General features: G+C 54.7%; 16 protein-coding genes. 15 read left to right on the forward strand and 1 reads right to left on the reverse strand.

Going from position 1 to position 21,882, the window contains the following annotated elements; translation table 11 throughout:
- Window positions 1–20 precede the first annotated feature (20 nt).
- The 15 genes from Q7K71_06110 to Q7K71_06180 all read left to right on the forward strand — a co-directional run bounded on the left by Q7K71_06110 (window position 21) and on the right by Q7K71_06180 (window position 21,531).
- Window positions 21–344, forward strand: a complete 324-nt coding sequence (locus tag Q7K71_06110) for a PilZ domain-containing protein (protein ID MDO8675668.1) — start codon at window positions 21–23, stop codon at window positions 342–344.
- 8 nt (window positions 345–352) lie between these two features.
- The gene (locus Q7K71_06115; protein MDO8675669.1) at window positions 353–3,082 is read left to right on the forward strand and encodes a cellobiose phosphorylase; all 2,730 of its coding nucleotides are present in this window, start codon (window positions 353–355) and stop codon (window positions 3,080–3,082) included.
- 94 nt (window positions 3,083–3,176) lie between these two features.
- Window positions 3,177–4,604: an MFS transporter gene (locus tag Q7K71_06120; GenBank protein MDO8675670.1), complete on the forward strand. Its 1,428-nt coding sequence runs from the start codon at window positions 3,177–3,179 to the stop codon at window positions 4,602–4,604.
- A gap of 1 nt (window position 4,605) precedes the next feature.
- On the forward strand, window positions 4,606–5,898 hold the full coding sequence (locus Q7K71_06125) for an extracellular solute-binding protein (protein MDO8675671.1): 1,293 nt from the start codon (window positions 4,606–4,608) through the stop codon (window positions 5,896–5,898).
- Between the two features lies 1 nt (window position 5,899).
- A complete protein-coding gene (locus Q7K71_06130) occupies window positions 5,900–6,814 on the forward strand; it encodes a sugar ABC transporter permease (protein MDO8675672.1) in 915 nt (304 codons plus the stop codon).
- 2 nt (window positions 6,815–6,816) lie between these two features.
- Window positions 6,817–7,662, forward strand: coding sequence for a carbohydrate ABC transporter permease (locus Q7K71_06135; GenBank protein MDO8675673.1), 846 nt, complete (start codon window positions 6,817–6,819; stop codon window positions 7,660–7,662).
- A 70-nt stretch (window positions 7,663–7,732) separates the two neighbouring features.
- Window positions 7,733–9,997 (forward strand): glycoside hydrolase family 2 TIM barrel-domain containing protein, encoded by a 2,265-nt coding sequence (locus tag Q7K71_06140; GenBank protein MDO8675674.1) that lies wholly within the window; start codon window positions 7,733–7,735, stop codon window positions 9,995–9,997.
- A 213-nt stretch (window positions 9,998–10,210) separates the two neighbouring features.
- Window positions 10,211–13,651, forward strand: a complete 3,441-nt coding sequence (locus tag Q7K71_06145) for a hypothetical protein (GenBank protein ID MDO8675675.1) — start codon at window positions 10,211–10,213, stop codon at window positions 13,649–13,651.
- Window positions 13,652–13,738: 87 nt separating this feature from the next.
- Window positions 13,739–14,602, forward strand: a complete 864-nt coding sequence (locus tag Q7K71_06150; protein ID MDO8675676.1) for a tetratricopeptide repeat protein — start codon at window positions 13,739–13,741, stop codon at window positions 14,600–14,602.
- Window positions 14,595–15,197, forward strand: coding sequence for a hypothetical protein (locus tag Q7K71_06155; GenBank protein ID MDO8675677.1), 603 nt, complete (start codon window positions 14,595–14,597; stop codon window positions 15,195–15,197). Before Q7K71_06150 ends, Q7K71_06155 begins: the two co-directional genes overlap by 8 nt.
- An 85-nt stretch (window positions 15,198–15,282) precedes the next feature.
- Window positions 15,283–16,530, forward strand: coding sequence for a hypothetical protein (locus Q7K71_06160; protein ID MDO8675678.1), 1,248 nt, complete (start codon window positions 15,283–15,285; stop codon window positions 16,528–16,530).
- A gap of 51 nt (window positions 16,531–16,581) precedes the next feature.
- Window positions 16,582–17,592: a LacI family DNA-binding transcriptional regulator gene (locus tag Q7K71_06165; GenBank protein ID MDO8675679.1), complete on the forward strand. Its 1,011-nt coding sequence runs from the start codon at window positions 16,582–16,584 to the stop codon at window positions 17,590–17,592.
- Between the two features lie 48 nt (window positions 17,593–17,640).
- Window positions 17,641–19,476 carry a tRNA uridine-5-carboxymethylaminomethyl(34) synthesis enzyme MnmG gene (gene mnmG, locus Q7K71_06170; GenBank protein MDO8675680.1) on the forward strand — a complete coding sequence of 612 codons (1,836 nt, stop codon included), beginning with the start codon at window positions 17,641–17,643 and terminating at the stop codon, window positions 19,474–19,476.
- Complete coding sequence (gene cysK, locus Q7K71_06175) at window positions 19,460–20,392, forward strand: cysteine synthase A (GenBank protein MDO8675681.1); 933 nt, start codon at window positions 19,460–19,462, stop codon at window positions 20,390–20,392. Before mnmG ends, cysK begins: the two co-directional genes overlap by 17 nt.
- Before the next feature lie 5 nt (window positions 20,393–20,397).
- A complete protein-coding gene (locus tag Q7K71_06180) occupies window positions 20,398–21,531 on the forward strand; it encodes a putative sulfate/molybdate transporter (protein MDO8675682.1) in 1,134 nt (377 codons plus the stop codon).
- Here the strand turns inward: Q7K71_06180 and Q7K71_06185 are convergent.
- Window positions 21,505–21,729: a hypothetical protein gene (locus Q7K71_06185; protein MDO8675683.1), complete on the reverse strand. Its 225-nt coding sequence runs from the start codon at window positions 21,727–21,729 to the stop codon at window positions 21,505–21,507. The genes Q7K71_06180 and Q7K71_06185 overlap by 27 nt on opposite strands.
- Window positions 21,730–21,882: the final 153 nt, after the last annotated feature.

The raw sequence follows: 21,882 nt of genomic DNA on the forward strand, positions 1-21,882 counted from the left end.
TTTCGCGAAGGATCTCTTTCATGCCCGAACGCCGCCTTTTTGAACGTTTTTGGGCGCGTTATCCCGCCAAATTTAAGGATTCACGCAATGAATACGGGACCGATGTTTTTCTAAGGGATGCCTCTGCCGAGGGCGTGCGCATCAACACCCGCGAGCGGATGTTTTTGGATGATCCCGTTACTTTGGAAGTTGAAGTTCCCGATGGCACCTCGCCGATGGTCCTCTCCGGCAGGGTGAGGTGGACCAGGGCGGCCGGTTCGTCGGCGTGGGATGTCGGCGTGCAATTTCCCCAGGTGGATTTTATGAAGATGAGCCGCCTTTTTCAACTGACCCTCCAGCCCTAAAACCAATCATGGACGAAAAAGCACTTTATACCTACGGCCCCGACGGGATCACGTTTGTTTCCGCGGCCGCGGGGGCGATCAAGACCATTTACGCCCCCCTATGCGGGGCGGACGCCTCCTCTTTGAAATCCGCGATCACGCCCTCTTTGAGCGGGGACATCAAATTGGATAAATTGCATTATGTCACCAAACCCGCGTCCCGTGAGGACCTGCGCCGGCCGTCGCGCGAATTTTTTGTTTCCGTCAAGGGCAAAGGGACCTGTTCGCTGGCCAAAGACAGCGCTCCGGATACGGCCACCGTCGCAATCGGACAATTGTGGCACCAGGTGACCCGCCGTCATCCGTCCTGCGGGCTTAGCCTTGAGGCCGTTCATTTCATTCCCGTCACCGATGAGACGGTTGAGCTCATGCGCGTGACGGTCAAAAACATTTCGCGCAGGAACATCACCTTGACCCCCACCGCGGCCATTCCCATTTTCGGCCGTTCTCTGGCCAATAAACACGACCACGAACACGTCACCGCGCTTTTACACCGCATCCAACAGAACAAGGACGGGGTGCTGGTCGAGCCCACCATGGTTTTTAATGAAGAAGGCCACGGGCAGGCGCAGTGCGTGTATTTTGTCTACGGCGCCGATGGCGCCGGCGCGCCCCCATCGGGAACTTTTCCGACGGTAGATACGTTTTTGGGGGATGCCGGCAACCTGGACGCCCCGCAGGCGGTCATGGAAGGCCATCGACCCGTTCAATGTTCTGATGAGGCCTTGCAGGGCAAGGAAGCCGTTGGTGCTTTGCGTTTCAAAGAGATCACATTGAAACCCGGAGGGACTAAAGAATATTTCATTGTTGTGGGACTGGCGCCTGACGCTGCCGGGGCCCGCGCGTTCTTCAAACGTTTCGCCTCTCCCCAAGCGTTCAAAGAGGCCTGGGCGCTCAACAGGAAATTCTGGGAGGACAAGACCGGCACGATCCGTTTTAAGACCGGCGACGAGGGTTTTAATGCCTGGATGCGCTGGGTCACCCTGCAGCCGATCCTGCGGCGTATTTTCGGCTGTTCATTTTTGCCTGACCACGATTACGGCAAGGGAGGCAAGGGCTGGCGCGACATCTGGCAGGACCTTTTGTCGCTCATCCTCATCGAGCCCTCCGCCGTGCGCGGGGCTTTGCTCAACAATTGCGCGGGGATCCGCATTGACGGCAGCAATGCCACCATCATCGGCGCCAAACCCGGGGAATTCATCGCGGACCGCAATGCCATCACCCGCGTCTGGATGGACCACGGCTGCTGGCCGCTGGTGACCCTGCTTTTGTATATCAACCAAAGCGGCGATTTTGATGTTCTTCTGGAAAAGGTCCCGTATTTCCGCGACCCGCAAATGTTCAGGACCTTTGAGAAAGACTTAGGCTGGCTGGCGCGCTACGGCCATAAACTGGTGGACAAAAAAGGCCATACGTACGAAGGCACCGTCCTCGAGCACATTTTGGTGCAGAACCTGACCCAGTTCTTTAACGTCGGGGAACACAATTGCATCCGCCTGGAAAGCGCGGACTGGAATGACGGGCTGGACATGGCTTTCGCGCGCGGGGAAAGCGCGGCGTTCACGGCCTTTTACGGCGGCAACCTTTTGAAGATCGCCGACATCATCGAGGGCCTGGCCGGACATAAAGGCATTGCGGCCGTTGAAGTGGCCAAAGAAATCTTGCTTTTATTGGACACCCTTAGCGGCGATCCCATAAATTACGACCATCCCAGGGACAAACATCAGCTGTTGTTCGACCGTTATTTCAGGGCCGTCCAGCCGGCATTGAGCGGGGAAAAAGTGTCCGTCAGCGTCCAGGGCCTTGTCAAAGACCTGCGCCACAAAGGCCGCTGGCTTTTTTCCCATTTGCGCCATCAGGAGAAAATTACTGTCGAGGATAAGGGCAAGAACTACACCTGGTTCAATGGGTATTATGACAATCAGGCCCAACGGGTGGAAGGTAAAAAAGACGGCACGGTGCGCATGACTTTGACGGCCCAGGTTTTCGCCATCATGAGCGGCATGGCCGAGACCAGGGAGATCGAGGACATTATGACAAGTGTTGATCGATTTCTGCGGGATAAGAATTTGGGCGGATACCGTTTGAATACCGATTTCGGCATCCGTCATTATCCGGATCTGGGGCGGGCGTTCGCTTTTGCCTACGGCACCAAGGAGAACGGTGCCTTCTTCAGCCACATGACGGTGATGTACGCGTACGCGCTGTATGAACGCGGCTTTGCCCGTCAGGGGCACGAAGTGCTGCGTTCGATCACCCGCATGGCCGTCGATGGCAGGCGCAGTAAGATCTATCCGGGCATCCCGGAATATTTTGATCCCGAAGGCCGGGGGATGTACCATTATTTGACCGGGTCTGCCAGCTGGTTTGTCCTGACCCAATTGACGCAGGCATTCGGCGTGCGCGGTCTTCGCGGTGACCTGGCCCTATCTCCGCAATTAGTCAGGGAAGAATTTGACGCGAAGGGCAACGCGTCCGTGACCTGTCCTTTTGCCGGGCACACGATCACGGTGCAATACCGTAATCCAAAGAAGCTGGATGCCGGGTCCTATACTATTAAAGAGATCAGCTTTCAGGGAAAGCCCTTAGGCCTTGAACGTTCCCCCCGGGGGGAGACGCTCATCAGGCGTTCCCGCCTGCGCGCCGACCTTGCATCGGCTAAGCCGCTTGTCCTGGATGTGATGTTGGGAACACGATAAGTATTAATTGCGTGATGCGCGTTTATTTGTTAAAATCCGTTTTCTTATTTTTAAACAGGCGTTGATCTCTCCATAAGCAGGATGAAGGAGTTTTATGGGAAAAGTCCCGGCGCATTCTCACCACGTCACCGCCCCTGAAGACCGCATTCCATTTTTTCAACAAGCCGCGTACAGCATAGGAGCACTTGTCAACCAGATGCAGGCGGCGGCTTTGACCGCCATGGTCCTGGTCCTCAATCTTGGTTTGGGGATGGATCCCGCCAAGGTGGGGATCATCGGGACGGTCCCGCGCCTGATCGACGCCTTCACCGACCCCTTGATCGGTTACACGTCGGACAATACCCGCACGCGGTATGGACGCCGCCGGCCCTTCATGTTATTCGGGGCCGTGATCTCAGGCCTTTTATTCATCCTGATGTTCCAGCTGCATAAAGAAAGCCCGGAAAGTTACAGTTTTTGGTATTTTCTGATCATCCAGTGCTTGTATGTGGTCGCCTTCGCCTTCTTCGCCATTCCCTTTATTGCCTTAGGGTTTGAAATGACCCCTGATTATCACGAACGCACGCGTCTGCAGGGGGCCTGCAACACCATCGGCCAGATCGCCTGGGTCATTTCTCCCTGGCTGTTCGCATTCATGTATAGCAGCAAGGACCTCGTGCATGGCGTACGGGTGCTAGCGGTTATTTTTGGCGTCTTCATCATCGCCGGCGGGCTTTTCCCGGTATTTGTCAACAAAGAGCGTTCTACCCATCTGCCCAGTGTCAAGAAACGCAAGGCGATGGAGGTGATGAAGGATTTCTTCTCCGGCTGCAAGATCGCCTTCAAGAACCGGCCCTTCGTTCAGCTGTGCACCATTACGTTCCTGGTCTTCAACGGGTTCATGCTGGCTTCCTCGTTCACGGCCTATGTCATTTTCTTTTACGTGTTCGGCGGCGATTACGGCAAGGGGGGGCAACTGCTTGGGTGGAACGGGACGGTGGCGGCGGTCGCGAGCTTCTTTGTCATCTTCCCTTTGATCACGTGGATCGCGACCAGGCTCGGCAAGCGCAACACCCTGCTCATTACTATTCCCTTGTCCATGGTCGGGTACGCCATGAAATGGTGGGGTTATAACCCGCAGCATCCCTACCTGCTCTTGGTGGCGGCGCCATTGATCGCCTTCAGTTTGGGGTCGATCTTCACTGTTGTCACCTCCATGCTGGCCGATGTCTGCGATTTTGACGAACTTGAGAACGGTTCCCGCCGGGAGGGTATTTTCGGCGCCATTTATTGGTGGATGATCAAGCTCGGACAGGCGGCCGCCTCGTTGATGTCCGGTTTTCTGCTCAACTGGACGGGCTTCAAGGAATCCTTGCACGGCGCCCAGACCGCGCATACCTTGTTATGGCTGCGGCTTTTTGATATCGGCATCCCCATCGCGGCCTCATTGATCGCGATCTATTTTATCGCGACCTTCGAGATCTCCGAGGACAGGGCTTACGATATTCGCAAGCAGCTGGAACAAAGACGGGGGAAAACGTAGTATGCCAAGAGGCGCGCCGCTTGCCCTTTGTTGCGCGTGGATATTGATGGCCCTGACCGGGTGCTCCCCGTCCCCCTCTAAAAGCAATACCATCCTCCTGTGGCACTGGATGACGGACCGTCACGACACCCTCGAGCAGTTAGCGGAAAAATACAAACAAGAGACAGGCATCGAAGTCACGGTCCAGTTGTTCGCCCCTTCCGAAGCGTATTCGCAGAAAGTGATCGCCGCGGCGCAGGGCAATGTCCTGCCGGACATTTACGGCGTTCTGGACAAGAAATCCATCGTGGCTGATTTCATCCAGGCGGGACTTATCGCCGATCTGACGAACGCAATGGAAGCGGACGGGGGGAGGTGGAAGAACAGCCTGTTTGACAAGGCCCTGGCCGACAGGCGCTTTGACGCCGGCAACATCTATGGGGTAAAGCCCGGGATCTACGGGGTCCCCATCGACGTGACCAGTCAGCAGATGCTCTACAACAGGAAACTCCTAGCCAAGGCGGGCATCACGGCGCCGCCTAAGACCTGGGACGAATGGATCAGGGACTGCCAGGCGCTGCGGCGTGTGGGGATCACACCGTTCGTGTCCGGCTGGGGCGAGCTCTGGTTGCTGGATTGTTTCGCCTCCAATTATGCGTTCAATATCATGGGGGAAGCGAAGGTTTTCGCCACCTACCGGGGAGAAGTCAAGTACACTGACCCTGACTGGATCAGGGTCTTGGGGCTCTTCGAAGAATTACGCGGCAAGAATGCCCTCATGGAAGGCATCGTGACCAAGGGCAATAAATACGCCGAGCAGGATTTCGCCCTGGAGCGCGCCGCTTTCACCTTCAACGGGTCCTGGTGCGTCAATGTTTATAAGGACATGAATCCGAAACTGGACTACGGGGTCATGCTCCCGCCGCCATTGGACACGGCGTTCCCGCTTAAGATCTGGGGAGGGGCCGGCTCCTCTTTTGTGGTCAATAGCACCTCTCCTCATAAGGACAAGGCCACGGCGTTCTTGAAGTGGTTGACCGCCAAGGAACAGCAAGCGGTGCTGTCCAAGAATACCAACAATTTGCCCGCAAACCGCGAGGCCATGGCGTTGATCCCACCCATCCTCGAGGAGTTTGCCAAGGGCATGGAAAATTCAACGCACCCGAACACCTGGCCGGTCCATGAAGATCCGCTGGTTGCGGAAACTCTTGACAAGGGCATCCAGAACATCATCATCGGCGAGAAAACCCCTGGGCAGGTGGCCGCTGATGTGCAACGGGTCAAGGACCGTCAAATGTCCAAAGGGAGCCGTTAGCATGGACCGGAAGTTCAGGAATGCCGCCGTTGCCAGGGACCATTTGGAGAATTTCCTGTTCGTTGTTCCCGCCGTCGCTATTTTCTGCATTTTTTACATTTACCCGTTTTACAAGATGATCAACCTTTCCTTGTTCGAATGGAAAGGGATCGGCCCCATGCATTTCGTGGGATTGGCCAATTACAAAGAGCTGATGGGAGACCATCTCTGGTGGGATTCCATCGGCCACGCCGGATACATCACCCTCATCGCCTTGATCTTCCAGAATCTCCTGGCGTTCGCGCTGGCCTTGGCCTGCGACCGGGAGATCCGCTTGAAGGGCTTCTACCGCGCGGTCTTCTTCATCCCGCCGGTGCTTTCGGAAGTCGTTGTCGGTCTCATCTGGAACTGGATCCTCAACCCTCAAATGCAGAACAACCAGCCCGTGGGACTGCTGAATCATTTCCTGTATGCCACGGGTTTCCCCCAGTTGGTGCATAACTGGTTGGGGGACCCCAAGACGGCCCTGACCACCATCGCCGTCGTCAATGCCTGGAAAGGGTTTGGCTGGGGCTTCATCATGTTCCTGGCCGGCCTGCAGACCATCGACAAACAGCTCTATGAAGCGGCCAGGGTCGACGGGGCAGGGGCATGGAAAACCTTCACCAACGTGACCGTCCCCATGATGCTGCCGGTGATCCTGGTGGTCGTCATCCTGACGGTGTTGGGGTGCATGCAGGTCTTTGTCCTTATCCTGGCCTTGGTCAGCGAGGGGCTGGTCAATCACACGGACGTGCCCGTGACGCGCATTTTCTCGGCGATGCAAAGCACCAACCGCTTTGGCTATGCCTGTGCCGAGGCGGTCATTTTCGGGGCCACCCTCATCTGCATCTCTTTCATCCTGAAAAAACTGGCGGACAGGACGAGGCAATTGTAGATATGCGCGTGAACAGATACATCCTCTGGAGAATGACCAAATCGACGTTCATCCACCTTTTCCTGGGCACAGTGACGCTGGTGTGCCTGTTCCCCCTCTTTTGGATGATACGCTGCTCGCTGATGAGCAATGAGACCATCTTCGTTGACACGGGGCTGCTGCCGCATCACATCAACTTCGGTAATTTCGCCATCGCGTGGACCAAGGGCCATCTGGCCGGGTTTTTCTTCAACAGCGTCATTTATACGGCCTGCGTCGTCAGTGGCATCGTGCTCATTTCTTCGCTCGCGGCTTTTGCCTTTTCGCGGCTGGAATTCCCGGGCAAGAACGTCCTGTTCTACCTGTTCGTTGCGGCCATGATGATCCCTTTGCCGGGAAGCTTCGTGGCGTTGTTCGTGCTGATGGCCAAACTGCACCTGGTCAATACCCGTATCGGCTATATCCTGTGCATGATCAACGTCGGGCTGTCCATGAGCATTCTTTTATTGAAAACATTTTTTGACAAGATGCCCCGTGACCTGGAAGACGCAGCCCGCATCGACGGCTGCTCCAAACTGGGGATCTGGTGGAACGTGGCCCTGCCCCTGGCCCGGCCGGCCATTGCGGTCATTGTGATCTTCAATTCACTGACCGTCTGGAATGAATATATCCTGGCAACCCTGCTGTTGGGGGACACCAGCCTCATGCCCTTGCAACGGGGGCTGATGGTTTTTCAGGGAGCCAACAGCGTTGATTACCCGGTCTTGATGGCCGGCCTCACCATGGCGGCAGTGCCTATTGTTATGGTATACTTGGCCATGCAGAAACATATTATCAAAGGCCTGTCTTCGGGAGCTGTGGTCGGTTAGAATTATGGGGACACAATACTTAATTCAACACAACACTTCATCAGGAATTAAGCATTATGTCCCCATAATTTTGCTGTCTGTTTTTCTTGCATCATGGGGTTTTTGTGCCTTTGCCGAGGACGTTCCTGCCGCCACATCCTCTGAAGAGCTCGTCCGCCTGTCCTGGAAGGCCTCCAACGAGGGGAATATCGACGCCCTCAACAAACTTTACGACGTAATGATCGCCGCCTACGATGCCGAGGCCCGCCTGCAGGCGGGCCGTTTGACCGGTTTCCCCCCACGGGACCAGGCTGAAAGTTATCGCATCATGGACGATGTGGCCACCGTCATGTTCATCAAGGCCGAGACCTTGATGCACCAAGGCAAGAATGACGAGGCCAAGGTCCTCTTTGAGCAGGTCAGCGCGCAATACCCGTGGGCCCAGAGTTGGGACCCCAGCCGCGGTTCATTCTGGTCGGTCAAAGAAAAAGCCCAGGCGAGCATCAAGACCATGTCCGGCCAGGCCCCGGACCAGGAAGCGGCTGTTGAGCGCAAAGTCCCGCGCACGGTCCCTCATCTTGCTTTCCCGGGCAAACGGGTCGTGGATTATCTGAAGTACGGCCGTTTCCTTAATGCCGGCACAAAAGGTTATCATTATCAGGTCACGGACCCAAAAGGGCTTAAGGCCGCCGCCGGAGAAGCTATTTATCCCAACCTCACGGACATGTATCGGGACCCCGCGTACAAAAAGGCCTTGCAGGAAGGCCGGCTGGAGGGCAGCCACTGGGATTTCGTCAATACCGATGACATGCAAGCCGCTATTTTCAAATGGGCCACGGCCCCGGAACCCTGGGGCACGCGGCTTTTTTATATGGGCGTCATTTTTGAAAAGGCCAAAATGTATCATGAGGCCATCAAGGCCTACCACGCCGTTGTCGTGTTCTTTCCAGAGACGGTTGCATGGACATATTGGCAAACTCCCTGGTATCCGGGCCAGGCCGCCGTCGCCAAGATCCAGTATATTATCCGCACGCATCCGGAATTAAAACTGGAATTCAAGGGGGCGAAAATTCAGATCCTGAATTCTTTTGACAATGACCCGAAAAACGACGTGACCATGACCAGTCCCGGGACCGTCACCAGGGCCAGCACGAAATTACGCGTGGAACAGATGCAAGTCCCGTTGGGCGAACCGGTCAAGACCGTTGGCACAGGCCTGGTGCAGCTGGTCAAATATTCAAGCGGTCCCTGGCAGATGACCGTTGACGGCAAGCCGTTCTTGATCAAAGGCATGAGCTATATGCCCAACAAGGTCGGCCAGAGCCCGGACAAGGGCACCCTGACCAATTGGATGGAACAGGACGAGAATGCCAACGGGCTCATCGACGCCCCTGATGAGGCGTGGGTGGACAAGAACCACAACGATCAGCAGGACCCTGATGAGCCGTCCGTCGGTGATTTTGCTTTGATGAAAGACGTGGGCGTCAATACCATCCGCTTGTACCATCACCCCATGAAACCCAACAAAGCGCTCCTGGAAAAAATGTTCAAGGACCACGGGTTGATGGTCGTCCTGGGGGATTTCATCGGCAAATACGCCATCGGGTCCGGAGCATCCTGGTCGGAGGGGACCGATTATGAAAATCCAGAGCATCTCAAGGCCATGATGGACAGCGTCCGGCAGATGGTCATGGAATACAAGGACGAGCCGTACATTTTGATGTGGATCTTAGGCAATGAGAACAATTACGGGGTCGCGTCCAATGCCGACAAAAAACCGGACGCGTATTACAAATTCGTCAATGAACTCGCGCTTATGATCAAGTCCATGGACCCCGATCATCCGGTTGCCCTGTGCAACGGGGACACTCTGTATCTGGATAAGTTCGCCCAATTCGCGCCGGACGTGGACATTTATGCCGGCAACGTGTATCGGGGCGATTACGGGTTTGGGTCATTCTGGCAGCAGGTGGCCGAGGTCGCGGACAAGCCGGCGTTCATTTCCGAATACGGTGCCCCGGCCTTTGCTCCGCCCATGTCTTATGAAGAGGCCCAGCAGGCCCAGGCCGATTATCACCGCGGCAACTGGTTAGACATCCAATACAACAGCGCCGGTTACGGGGACGGAGCAGGTAATGCCATCGGCGGCATTGCCTTTGAGTGGCTGGATGAATGGTGGAAGAATTATGAACCATCCATCCACGACACCAAGGCCGATGTGGTGGGGCCTTTCGCGGGCGGGTATTATTATGAGGAATGGTTCGGTATTTTCGGCCAGGGGGACGGCAAAAGCAGCCCTTTTCTGCGCGAACCCAGAAAGGTTCACAATACTTATAAGGAACTTTGGAAAAACTGAATACCCCGCATTTTTGACCTTCCATAGGAATAATTTCAGAAATATTTTTTAATTTAGTCGTAACTAATTGATATTAATATTGTTACGTCATTTCCTTTTATTTGCACATTCCCCAAAAGCATGTTATCTTTGAACGTTATCCGGGAAACGTTTCCCGGCCCAAAGGATGTCATTCCCGCGTAGGCGGGAATCCAGAACATAGAGATTAAATCAATGTTTAAAAAATCCCTGAGCATTGCCCTCATTGTTGCTTTTTTCCTGACCTCCCTGGGGCCTATTCCCAAAGCTCATGCCGACGTCCTTAATCTTCCCATCCCCGGCACCATGGTCAACTTAAGTCCTGCCTATGAGCCGGTGATGATCAAGGGCTTGACCGTCCACAAAGACAATCCCTTTTTGTTTGACTTTATCGTGGATGTGGGTGATTCAGGATTGTCCGTAGGGAACGCAGATCTGCGTTCCCTACAAGATGAATCAACCAAATTAATCAAATATTTCCTTGCTTCTTTAGCCATTCCTGAAAAAGACCTTTGGGTCAACTTATCTCCATATGAGAAAGACCGCACCATCCCCGAAGAACTCTCCAAGACCGACATGGGCCGTGACCTATTAGCCCAGGACTATATCCTCAAACAGATCACCGCCTCACTCATTTATCCTGAAAAGGCCTTAGGAAAAACATTCTGGGACAAGGTCTATACCAAAGCCCAACAACTCTACGGCACCACAGAAGTTCCCGTCAACACCTTCAACAAGGTCTGGATCATGGCAGACAAGGCAGAGGTGTTTGAACGCAACAACACCGCATTCGTTACCGACAGCCATCTTAAAGTAATGTTGGAAGAGGATTACCTGGCCCTTGAGCATCAAGGGCGGGTCCTGCAAAGCCACGATGGAACCCGGCCTGCTCACCAGCTCGCAGGCGCGCTAAGCGGTCCGGCTTATTCGCCGGACCAGCGCCCCGCACCACGCATGGATGCCCACACTCTGGCAAGCGACATCGTGCGTCAAATAATCCTCCCCGAACTAGAAAAAGAAGTCAACACCGGCAAGAACTTCGCTAATCTTCGTCAAATATTCAACTCCCTCATCCTTGCCTCCTGGTACAAGAAAAACCTCAAAGAAGCCCTCCTTAACCAGGTTTATTCCAATCAATCAAAGGTCAAAGGCATAGAAAGGGATGTCATTCCCGCGAAAGCGGGAATCCAATCCAAGGACGATGTGGAAGCCATCTACAACCAGTACCTTGCCGCCTACAAGAAGGGCGTGTTCAATTACATCAAAGAGGACATAGACAAAGCCAAAGGCACGACGATACCGAGGAAGTATTTTTCGGGTGGGATGCAGATAGCTCCGCATGATGTGGCCATGACAACCGATCCGCAGAAACTGGCCAACGCCTTGCCAAAAGACAGGGCCCTGGTGTCTTTTCAAACAGGGATGATGGACCATGTTGTGGCTGTGACGCCGACACCAGACCGGGCGATGATAAACGAGATGCCGGAGAAGTTACGGGGAATATTTTTTTTCACGGACAAGGGGGCGGTCTTAAGATTGCCCCATTGGGAAAGGTTCGTCAGGGATGTTCCTGTCAAAGAAATTGATGAAATCATTGATTTTTTGGCCCCCATAATGAGGGAAAATGATTCTTACGCTTCCATAATGAGGAAAAGGCTCTCATCATCGGTGGAAGAAAGACCCAAAAGACCTTCCGGATCTCAGGAGGCTACTATTAAGAGAGTCATACTTTTATTGGCTGCGCAAGGATATTACTTCCCTGTTGGGAGCGAAAACAGTAAAGAGCCTTTTTCTGTTATGGAGATAACTTTCGACTCCGGGGCACGTAACTATTATTTGACGCTTAATGATGCGGACGGAAAACCCAGGGAAGATTTAACAGCGCAGGAGAGGTCAAGATTGATAGGGAATGTACGAACCGCGTTAAGGCTCTTTAAAAGAGATCTTGGTGAAGCAACGTCGCTTCAGGGTAAGGAAGCGTCACGCCGATCCGATGCCCCGGACCGGGCGATGACGGCGAGGCCGGCCGCATTGGTTCAGATACCGGTAGAAATACAATTATGGATCAATGTATCGGCTGGCAGCGCCAGGCCTGAAAAATGGATTCCATCGGAAACGGTTGTGGCGGAAATGACCGACATGATTGAAGGCGTTTCACCCCAAAGGTCCGAATCAGGAAGGATCCGTGCCTGGGTGGACCGTACAAAAGAAAAACTCAGTCAAGAAAAACGCGATCCATTAATAGGGTTGAGAGAAGCGATTTCCATGACTGGATCTTCGCCGGACCAGCCCATATCCAGCAAATTGAGATCCACGGTCAAAAGACGAGTTTTTCTTCATGTCTCGTCCATTCCCGGGGATGAGCGGACTTCGCCTGAAACCGTTATTGCCGTCATCAATGAGATGATCAGCAAACAGGTTCCTCTTATGGATGAAACGTCAGATTCGATTCGGCAGTGGGTGAGGTCGCAACAACAAAGATATCCCGGTGATCAAGAAGAACAACTTGTGCAATTGCGGGAAGGTATTACCCGTGCTGTCGCAGCCGCCGCCCCGGACCGGGCGATGGTGGGCAAGCCACGGACATTGGATGGAATGATGGATCTTGAAGTTGCACGCATGGTGGTACGAATCAAGCGGTCTATGGAGCTCGTAGAAAGAACAATGGAGAGCGCAGGCAGGATTGTGCGGTGGTATTCCACAAATAAAAGCGGGTTGACCCCGCAAAGCATAGGAAGCCTTCAGGAGGCGCACACAATATTAGAGTATTATTTGGCTATATGGAAAATAGATTTAGAAAAATTGGAAACTGTTTTTACGGGTTCTTCCCCGGAAGATTATCAGACCATTGCACCGGCCCTACGCGCCGATATCCGGCAGGCGAGATCATTAATAGAGAGAATAGCATCCTTACTTCCCAGAGAAAGCGCTGTAGCACCGGACCAGGCGATGATGGGACCGAACCAGCCCAGGTCGCAGAGCGAAGCCTTGAACATGGCCCTTCAAATCCTGGATCATATTACTGGCACGGATTATCAAAATGCCAAGAGGATTCTTTTTGAAAAGATCCTTGAATTAAAATTTGGGGCGTTCGGTGAGGCAGTGGTTATCAAGGACCCGCAGCACATCCTTCCTTTATTTGAACTGACCAGAATAGATCCGCCCAGGGCCGAGATCATGGAGGGGCTGGCGGACCTGATCAGTGATGGCATCCTTGATCCCGAGGCTGTGCGTGACATTGTGACCATGGAGGATATCAGGCACTACCGGCGGATAAACGCCATGCAAATAGAAACAATAGGGGCAGGGTCACCGGCGGGAGATCTTATACATGCGTTGGAGATATTTGTCGGCGTGGTCACAGATGACAGCGTGTCCGGCGCCAAAGGCCCGGACCAGGCGATGGCGGCCAAGGGTGGTATTGACCTGAACGCCGGAAACATGAAGTGGAGCGTCCGTAAGGATGGGAGCGGTGTTGAGATGAAGGTTGACCCGGCCCTGATCGAGCGCATCAAACGCGAAGGCATTGACAGTTTGACGCCGGTGATCTTTCGCGTCACGCCGGTGGTGAGTATTTGGCCTTTGGTTGGTTTAGATCCGCCCAAAAAGGAAGAAGAGCGTTTGGTCGGGGTGTAACGCGTCGGGCTTGCCGAATCCGGAAAGATGTATTATACTTCTAGGGTGTAAGTTCAGTTTGAATAACAATCAAGATGGAGGTTGGATATGAAGAAGTTAGGTTTAACGGTTTTATTGTTGAGTGCTGTTTGTGCCGGCGCCTTGCCGGTTTGGTCAGCAGAGGCCTATAATTTCGGTGATTACCGTTCGGTCACCCTGATCTCCAAAGCGTGGCCGGCGCTGGAAAAAGGCGACATTGAGGCGGTGTTGGCCTACACCAACAAATGCATTGAGCTGTACGCACAGCAGGCCCGCCAGATGCAAGCCGGGCTGAAAGATTATGTCACGGGGCCCACCAAGGACGACACTTTCAATTTGTGGGCGCTCAATGACGTGGCCGCCGCTTATTACATCCAGGGCGAGGCCTACCGCAGGGCCAACATGAAAGCCGAATCCAAAGAGGCCTTCAGCAAATTGATCAATGAATATTCTTTCGGGCAGGTCTGGGACCCCAAGGGTTGGTTCTGGAAACCCGCCGAGGCCGCCAAGGAAAAGATCGCCATGGCCGAGGCCGGCGTGAACGTGGATTTCGGTGATTATACGTCCGCCCAGTTGACGTTAAAAGCATGGACCGCTCTGGCCGCCAATGACCTCAACGCGGTCGTGATCTATACGAACAAGGTCCTGGAACTTTATGCGCCCAAGGCCAAGGAGATGCAGGCCTCTTTGAAAGAATATGCCTGGGAAAGCAAAGAGAGCACCTTCAGTTATTGGGCGCTTAATGACGTCGGGACCGCTTTGTTCATCCAGGGCGAGGCCTACCGTAGCGCCGGCAAGAAAAAGGAAGCCGCCGAGGCCTACAAGAAGGTCATCAACGAGTATTTTTACGCCCAGTGCTGGGACCCGGCTGGCTGGTTCTGGAAACCCGCCGAAGTTGCCCAACAGAAGTTAAGTGAATTGGATAATGTTTAGGATTTTTGTTCTGGTTTTATTGACCGGCGTTCCCCTTTTGGCTTTGGCCAAAGATCAGGGGGACGCCGTTGCTTTTGTCCCTTTCATCGTCTACCGCGACAATGCTTCGCCCAACCGCTATATTTCGTCTGGTTACATGCCGACCGGCGAATGCATCAAGCAGGATAATGCGTATACCCAAAATTGCGCCGAGGGCAAGAGCTGCATCAAGGTCGTTTACGACACGGCCTGTTCGGCCAAAAGCCGGCGCTGGGCCGGGGTGTACTGGCTCAACCCGGCCGACAATTGGGGCGAGCGCAAAGGCGGGTATGATCTCAACGGGGCCAGGAAACTCGTGTTCTGGGCCAAAGGGGAAAAGGGCGGGGAAGAGATCGCCGAGTTCAAGATCGGCGGTGTCGGCTCCAGCCGCGAATTCCCCGACACCGATGCCGCCTCCATCGGCCCGGTCATCCTCTCCAAGGACTGGCGGGAGTATTCTATCGATTTGCGCGGCAAGGACTTATCCTCTATCATCGGCGGTTTCGCGTGGATCGCCAGTGTCGACGCCAACCCCGGACCCTGCACCTTCTTTCTCGACAACATCCGTTTTGAATAATTTTTAAAAAAACGTAAAATCCCTTGTCTTGGGCTTGGGCATTTGTTATATTCTTTAGTGTCTGTATAACTTTTAAGGAGAATTTATGTCCCAGGCCGTCCGCCGTGGCATTATTTTACTTGCCGCTTTGTTGCTTGTCCTCGCCGTGATCTCCGTCGCTATTTTTACCCAGAAAAGGTCCCTGGAAGAGCAGAACCGGAACCTGCAGGCCCAGCTGACCGAATACCAGAATAAAGAAAGCCAGCTGCTGGCCAAAACCAAGAAATTGCAGGACGACAGCAAGGCCATGAACGACCGCGTCGCGCAGAAGGACAAGGAGAAGGCCGAAGTCCAGGGCATATATGACGAGCTCAAGTCCAAGTATGACGCCGTCGACGGGCAGATGGCGCAGGTCGCCCGCGAGCGCGACGATTGGAAAAGCCGTCTGGAGACCACCCGCCGCGAGCGCGACGAGTTGATGAAAAAACTGCGCAACCAGCCCGAAAAGATCGTCTATAAAGAACGCGAGCCGGCCGCGGTTGCCGCGCCGCAGGGGGAAGGTTACTGGGCCCAGGTCCTTAAGGAAAAGGCCGTGCTGCAGCTGGAACTGGAGAAGGTCAAGTCCGACCTCGACCAGAGCGTCCTGGAGATCGTGGACTTAAAGAAGAAGAATTCCGACATGCAGTTGGAGATCAAGACCATTCAAAACGAAAAAGAAGAGATCGTCCGCAAGATCAAATACGGCGAGGACCTCGCCAACAACCTTTCCGTTGAGGTGGCCCGCGCCCGCAATGACCAGAAGATGACCAATGAGCGCGCCGATAAATTAAAAGATCAGAATCAGCAATTGCAGGACCAGATCAAACAATTGACCACGACCAAGGTGGCTTTGGAAAGAAGCCTCACGCGCCTGAGCGAAGACAAAGACAAAATGGGTAAGAAGCTCACCCAGACGGAAAGCGTCATCCAGGGCCGCATCGACGAGATCTGGCAGATCAAGCAGAACCTTGACCAGAAGATCACCGACCTTCCCATAAAACCTTCACCGACTGAAGTGGAATTGTCTCCGATCATTGTCAATGCCGTTCCGGTGGGCCCTGCCCCCGCTGTTGGTCCCGCGGCGGCCGCCCCTAGGGAAAAACAGCACACCGTCATCAGCATCAATGAGACCAATAATTTTGTCATTGTTGACCTTGGTGAGGCCGACGGCAGCCGGGTCGGACAGGCATTGAAGGTGTATCGCGGCGGCAATGACATCGCCTCCCTGGAAGTCATTCAGGTCCGCAAAGATATTTCCGCCGCAGACATCAAGAACAAGTCCGTGCAGCTGAAGGTCGGAGACATTGTCCGCTAATGCTTCGACTCGCCCCTTCGGGGCTCGCTCAGCACAAGTAGCGAGCAATTGATGAACACTCCAAAAAAGATCAGCATTGTGGACGTGGCCCGCCGCGCGAAGGTTTCCATCACCACGGTTTCGCGCGTCCTGAATAAATTTCCCACCGTCAACAAAGACATCGCCGCGCGCGTCCAGGAAGCCATCGGTTTCCTGAAATTCAAACCGAATCCGACGGCCCAGCGTTTGGCCAAGGGCGGGGCCAACACCGCGGTGGGGTTTGTCATCCCGGGATTTCCCGGCATTTTCCATTCCTTTTACGCGGTGGAACTCATGCGCGGCATCGGCCACGGCTGTGAGACCCTGCGCCTCGACCTCATCTTTCACATCACCGACGGACACAATCCCTTAAAATCCAATTATGCCGGCGGGCTTATTTTCGCCGACATCATCGAGAACCGTTCCCAGGTCGAGGAGGCCCTCTCCCAGGGGGTCCCGTGCCTGGTCATCAATCACATGGTCAAGGACCTGGAGGTCAGTTACATCGCGGTGGACAACGTCAAGGGCGGGGCCATGGCCGCGGAATACCTTATCAATCTGGGACATAAGCGCATCGCGACCGTGACGGGCAATATCCAGACCCAGGCGGGCATTGACCGTTTGGAGGGTTTCCAGAAGGCCCTGATGAAAAAAGACATCGCGCTTGATCCGAAATATGTTTTTAAAGGCGATTATTCCCGCCGCTCGGCCCGCACGGCCGGCGAACGTTTTTTTGCCCTGGATGATCCTCCCACGGCCGTTTTCGCCGCCAGCGACGATATGGCCCTTGAGATCATCTCCGTGGCCATGGAACACGGCATCAAGGTCCCCGAAGACATTTCCGTCGTCGGTTTTGATGACAACCCCGCGGGTCTTTTCGGCCCGGTTTCGCTGACGACCATCAAACAGCCGCTGTTTGCCATGGGGGAAGAAGCGGTTAAAGTCCTCTACGACATCATGCAGGGCAGGCAGGAAGGCCTTGTCCGCAAGGTCCTGATCCCCGAACTCATCGTGCGCGAATCCTGCGGCGCCCCCTCGTCATAATCAGTTGACAGTTCCCCCATTTTCCTGTAAATTTCTAATCACCAAATTATGTCTAATCAATATGACTGTATCGTGATCGGCGGCGGACACGCCGGTATTGAGGCGGCCCTGGCCTCCAGCCGCATGGGGACCAAAACCCTCATGGTGACGTTTTCTTTTTCCACCATCGGCCAGATGAGCTGCAACCCCGCCGTCGGCGGGGTGGGCAAAGGCCAGCTGGTCAAGGAGATCGATGCTTTGGGCGGGGAAATGGGCCTGGCCGCTGACCGCACCGGCATCCAGTTCCGTCAATTGAACGCGTCCAAGGGACAGGCCGTGCGTTCTTCCCGTTGCCAGTCGGACCGCAAGCAATACCGGCTTTACATGCAAAATGCGGTGGCCCGCGCGCCCAACCTCTCCGTTAAAGAAGATAAGGTCCAAGAATTGATCGTGCGCCACGGGAGGATCACGGGCATCAAGACCGCGGACGGCAGTGTCATTGAAACCAAGACCCTGGTCATCACGACCGGGACTTTTCTCAACGGCCGCATCCACCTCGGCTCCCGGATCACACCCGGCGGGCGCGTCGGGGAAGATGCGTCCAACCGGCTGGCGGACTCCATCCGGGACCTGGGATTTGAGGTCATGATGTTCAAGACCGGAACACCGCCGCGTCTTGACGGGCGCACCATCAATTTTGAAAATTTGGTCCGCCAGGATTCCGATGAGCCGCCGGTGCCGTTCTCGTTCCGCACGCCGGAAATTCCCAAGACGCAGAAACTTTTGCCGTGCCATATCACGCGCACGACATCGCAGACGCACGACATCATCCGCGCGAATTTCCATTTGTCGCCCATGTATTCCGGCCAGATCCAGGCCACGGGCGTGCGTTATTGCCCGTCCATCGAGGACAAGTTAAAGAAATTCGCCGACAAGGACAGTCATCACGTTTTTTTGGAACCCGAGGGCCTGGACACGTCCGAGTATTATCCCAACGGCATCTCGACGGGCTTGCCTGCCGGTGTGCAGGAACAGATGGTGCATTCCATTCCCGGTTTGGAGAGGGCGGTCATGGTCCGTCCCGGATATTCCATTGAGCACGGCGTTATCCCGGCGACGGAATTGAAAGCGACGCTGGAGACCAAGAGGGTGAAGGGTTTATTCCTGGCCGGGCAGATCAACGGCACCACGGGTTATGAGGAAGCCGGCGCCCAGGGGCTCGTGGCCGGCATCAACGCTGCCTTGCAGGTTCAGGGCAAAGAGCCGTTCGTCCTCGGCCGTCATGAATCTTATATCGGTGTTCTCATCGACGATCTGGTGACCAAGGGCACCGAGGAGCCATACCGCATGTTCACCTCGCGCGTGGAGTACCGGCTCATCGTGCGCGAGGACAATGCGGACATCCGTCTGGCCAAATACGGGCATGCCTTCGGGCTTTTGTCCGACGGGGAATACAGACAGGTCATTGATAAATACGAGACCGTTGAACGCCATATCGAACATTTGCGGCATGTCAAACGGGACGGGAAAAGCCTTTATGATCTGCTCAAAAGGCCGGAAGTCACCTACGACACGATCAGGGCCTATGATGACAGTTTCAAGGATTGCGGCGCCTCAACCGCGTCCCAGGTCGAGTATGCCATTAAATACGAAGGGTTCATTTCCCGTCAGATGAAGGAAATTGAGAAGTTCCGCCACATTGAATACATCCGCATTCCCGACGGGTTTGATTTTGAAGCGGTGCCGGGCCTGTCCAAAGAGGTCCGTGAGAAATTCAAACGTTTTACCCCGGCGACGCTGGGCCAGGCCAACCGCATTTCGGGCGTTACCCCGGCTTCGATCACGCTGATGATGGTTTATTTGAAAAAATACAAACAAGGAGAACGGAATGAAAATCGCAAATGACATTATGGAACTGATCGGCAATACGCCCCTGGTGCGCCTCAACAAGGTCACCCAGGGCTGCCAGGCCACGGTCGTGGCAAAACTGGAATTTTACAACCCTTTAAGTTCCGTCAAGGACCGCATCGGGTTCAACATGATCCGCGATGCCGAGAAAAAGGGAAAGATCAAAAAGGACACGGTGATCATTGAGCCGACCTCCGGCAATACCGGTATAGCCCTGGCGTTCGTTTGCGCGGTCAAAGGGTATAAACTCGTTTTGACCATGCCCGAGACCATGAGTTTGGAACGCCGCGCGCTGTTAAAGGCGATGGGCGCTGAACTCATTTTGACGCCGGGCGCGGAAGGCATGAAAGGGGCGATCAGGAAGGCCAAGGAGATCCATGATTCGGACCCGAAGTATTTCATGCCCCAGCAGTTTGACAATCCGGCCAACGTGGAGATCCACCGCCTGACCACCGCCGAGGAGATCTGGCGCGATACCGACGGGAAAGCGGATTTCCTGGTCGCGGGTGTGGGCACCGGCGGCACCATCACCGGTGTCGCGCAGGTCATCAAACCCCGCAAGCCGTCTTTTAAGGCGATCGCTGTAGAGCCGGTCACGTCCCCGGTCCTTTCCGGCGGCCAGCCCGGCCCCCATAAAATTCAGGGGATCGGCGCGGGATTCATTCCCAGCATTCTGGACATGAAGCTCGTGGATGAGGTTATCCAGGTGACCAATGAAGAGTCCTTTGCCATGGCCAAACGCCTGATCCGCGAAGAGGGAATATTATGCGGTATATCTTCCGGCGCCAATGTGGTCGCGGCCATCAAGGTGGCGAGTCGCCCGGAGAATAAAGGCAAGCTCATCGTGACCGTTGTTCCGTCCACCGGCGAGCGTTATTTGAGCACTGATCTGTTCGCCGAATTCCGTAGCTGACGGGCATGAAATTTAACCGCAATGAATGGGCCGGCGCCTTTGGGGACATAGGCACGGACTTCCCGCTTTTGGTCGGCATGATCCTGGCCTCCGGCCTTGACCCGGCCTGTGTGCTGACCGTCTATGGCGTCATGCAGGTGATGACCGGCATCATTTACCGCCGGCCCATGCCTGTCCAGCCCCTGAAAGCCGTTGCCCTCCTTGTCATCACCCAGAAAATACCGGCAGACACGATTTATGGCGGAGGCCTGGCCATTGCCCTCATCATGCTGGCCCTGACCGTCAGCGGGTCTTTGTCGCGGCTGGCCCGTCATATCCCAAAGTCCGTCGTGCGCGGCATTCAACTGGGGCTTGGGATCAGTTTGGCCCTTTTGGCCCTGAAGGATTATCTGCCCCGCGACGGCGTTATCGGATACGTTTGGGGCGGATGCATTTTCGTTCTCATCCTGGTGCTTTTAAAGAACAGGCGGTTTCCGGCGGCGCTCGCCGCCATTCTTTTGGGGTTGGTGTATGCGTTTGTATTTAAGATCAATCCTGCGGGTTTTTCCGGCGCTGTCGGATTTCATTTACCCGTTGCGCGCATGCCGGGGTGGGGCGCGGTGGGAACAGGTTTTATTCTTTTGGCCTTGCCGCAAATTCCTCTGTCTTTGGGCAATTCCATTTTAGCCACGCGTCAGCTCAACGAAGACCTTTTCCCCGAGCGGCCGCTGACCGTTAATAAGATCGGATGGACCTATACGCTCATGAACATCGTGAGCCCTTTGTTCGGCGGCGTGCCTGTCTGCCACGGTTCAGGAGGGATGATGGGGCATTACACGTTCGGCGCGCGCACCGGCGGGTCGCTTCTCATCTACGGCGGGATGTATCTGCTGTTGGGGCTGTTGTTCAGCCAGACCTTCGCGCAGGTGATCCAGATATTCCCCATGCCTGTCCTGGCGGCGATCCTGTTCGTCGAGGCCTTATCGTTGATGGCGCTGGTGCGGGATCTCTCGTCGGACAGGGCCGGCTTGTGGGTCGCTTGTATGGTGGGGCTGATGGCCTGCGCTTTGCCTTACGGCTTTATCGTGGGCATGGCTGCCGGTGTCGTCGTTGAGCTGTTCTTTCGGAAGAATTTAACTTCCAGGGCCAGGGACGCTTAAAGCGCCGGGGTCAACGATGCGTTCGTTGTGGGAGTCCTGGATCTCTTCGTCCCATATTTTGAAATGGGCGTTGATGGAGCGAAGGACATACGGGCCCATGACCACGATCCCCAGGATGACCAAAAGGACGATGAGGGAATATTCGATCAAGGATTGGCCGTGCCGATGATGTGCGCGCATGGTGAAAGTATATACCACATGTCCGCTCCCGGCAAGCGCGATCCTTGACACCCGAATACCGTATCGTTTTATTTCCATTTCAAAGAAAACTACCCATAGGGCATAAATGTAAAAATAGAAATATACCCCCATATGGGGCTTTCGCTATATTGGGTGAGCTGCGGCTTATTT

This window comes from Candidatus Omnitrophota bacterium (assembly GCA_030650275.1).
Classification (GTDB): Bacteria; Omnitrophota; Gorgyraeia; order Zapsychrales; family Fredricksoniimonadaceae; genus JACPXN01.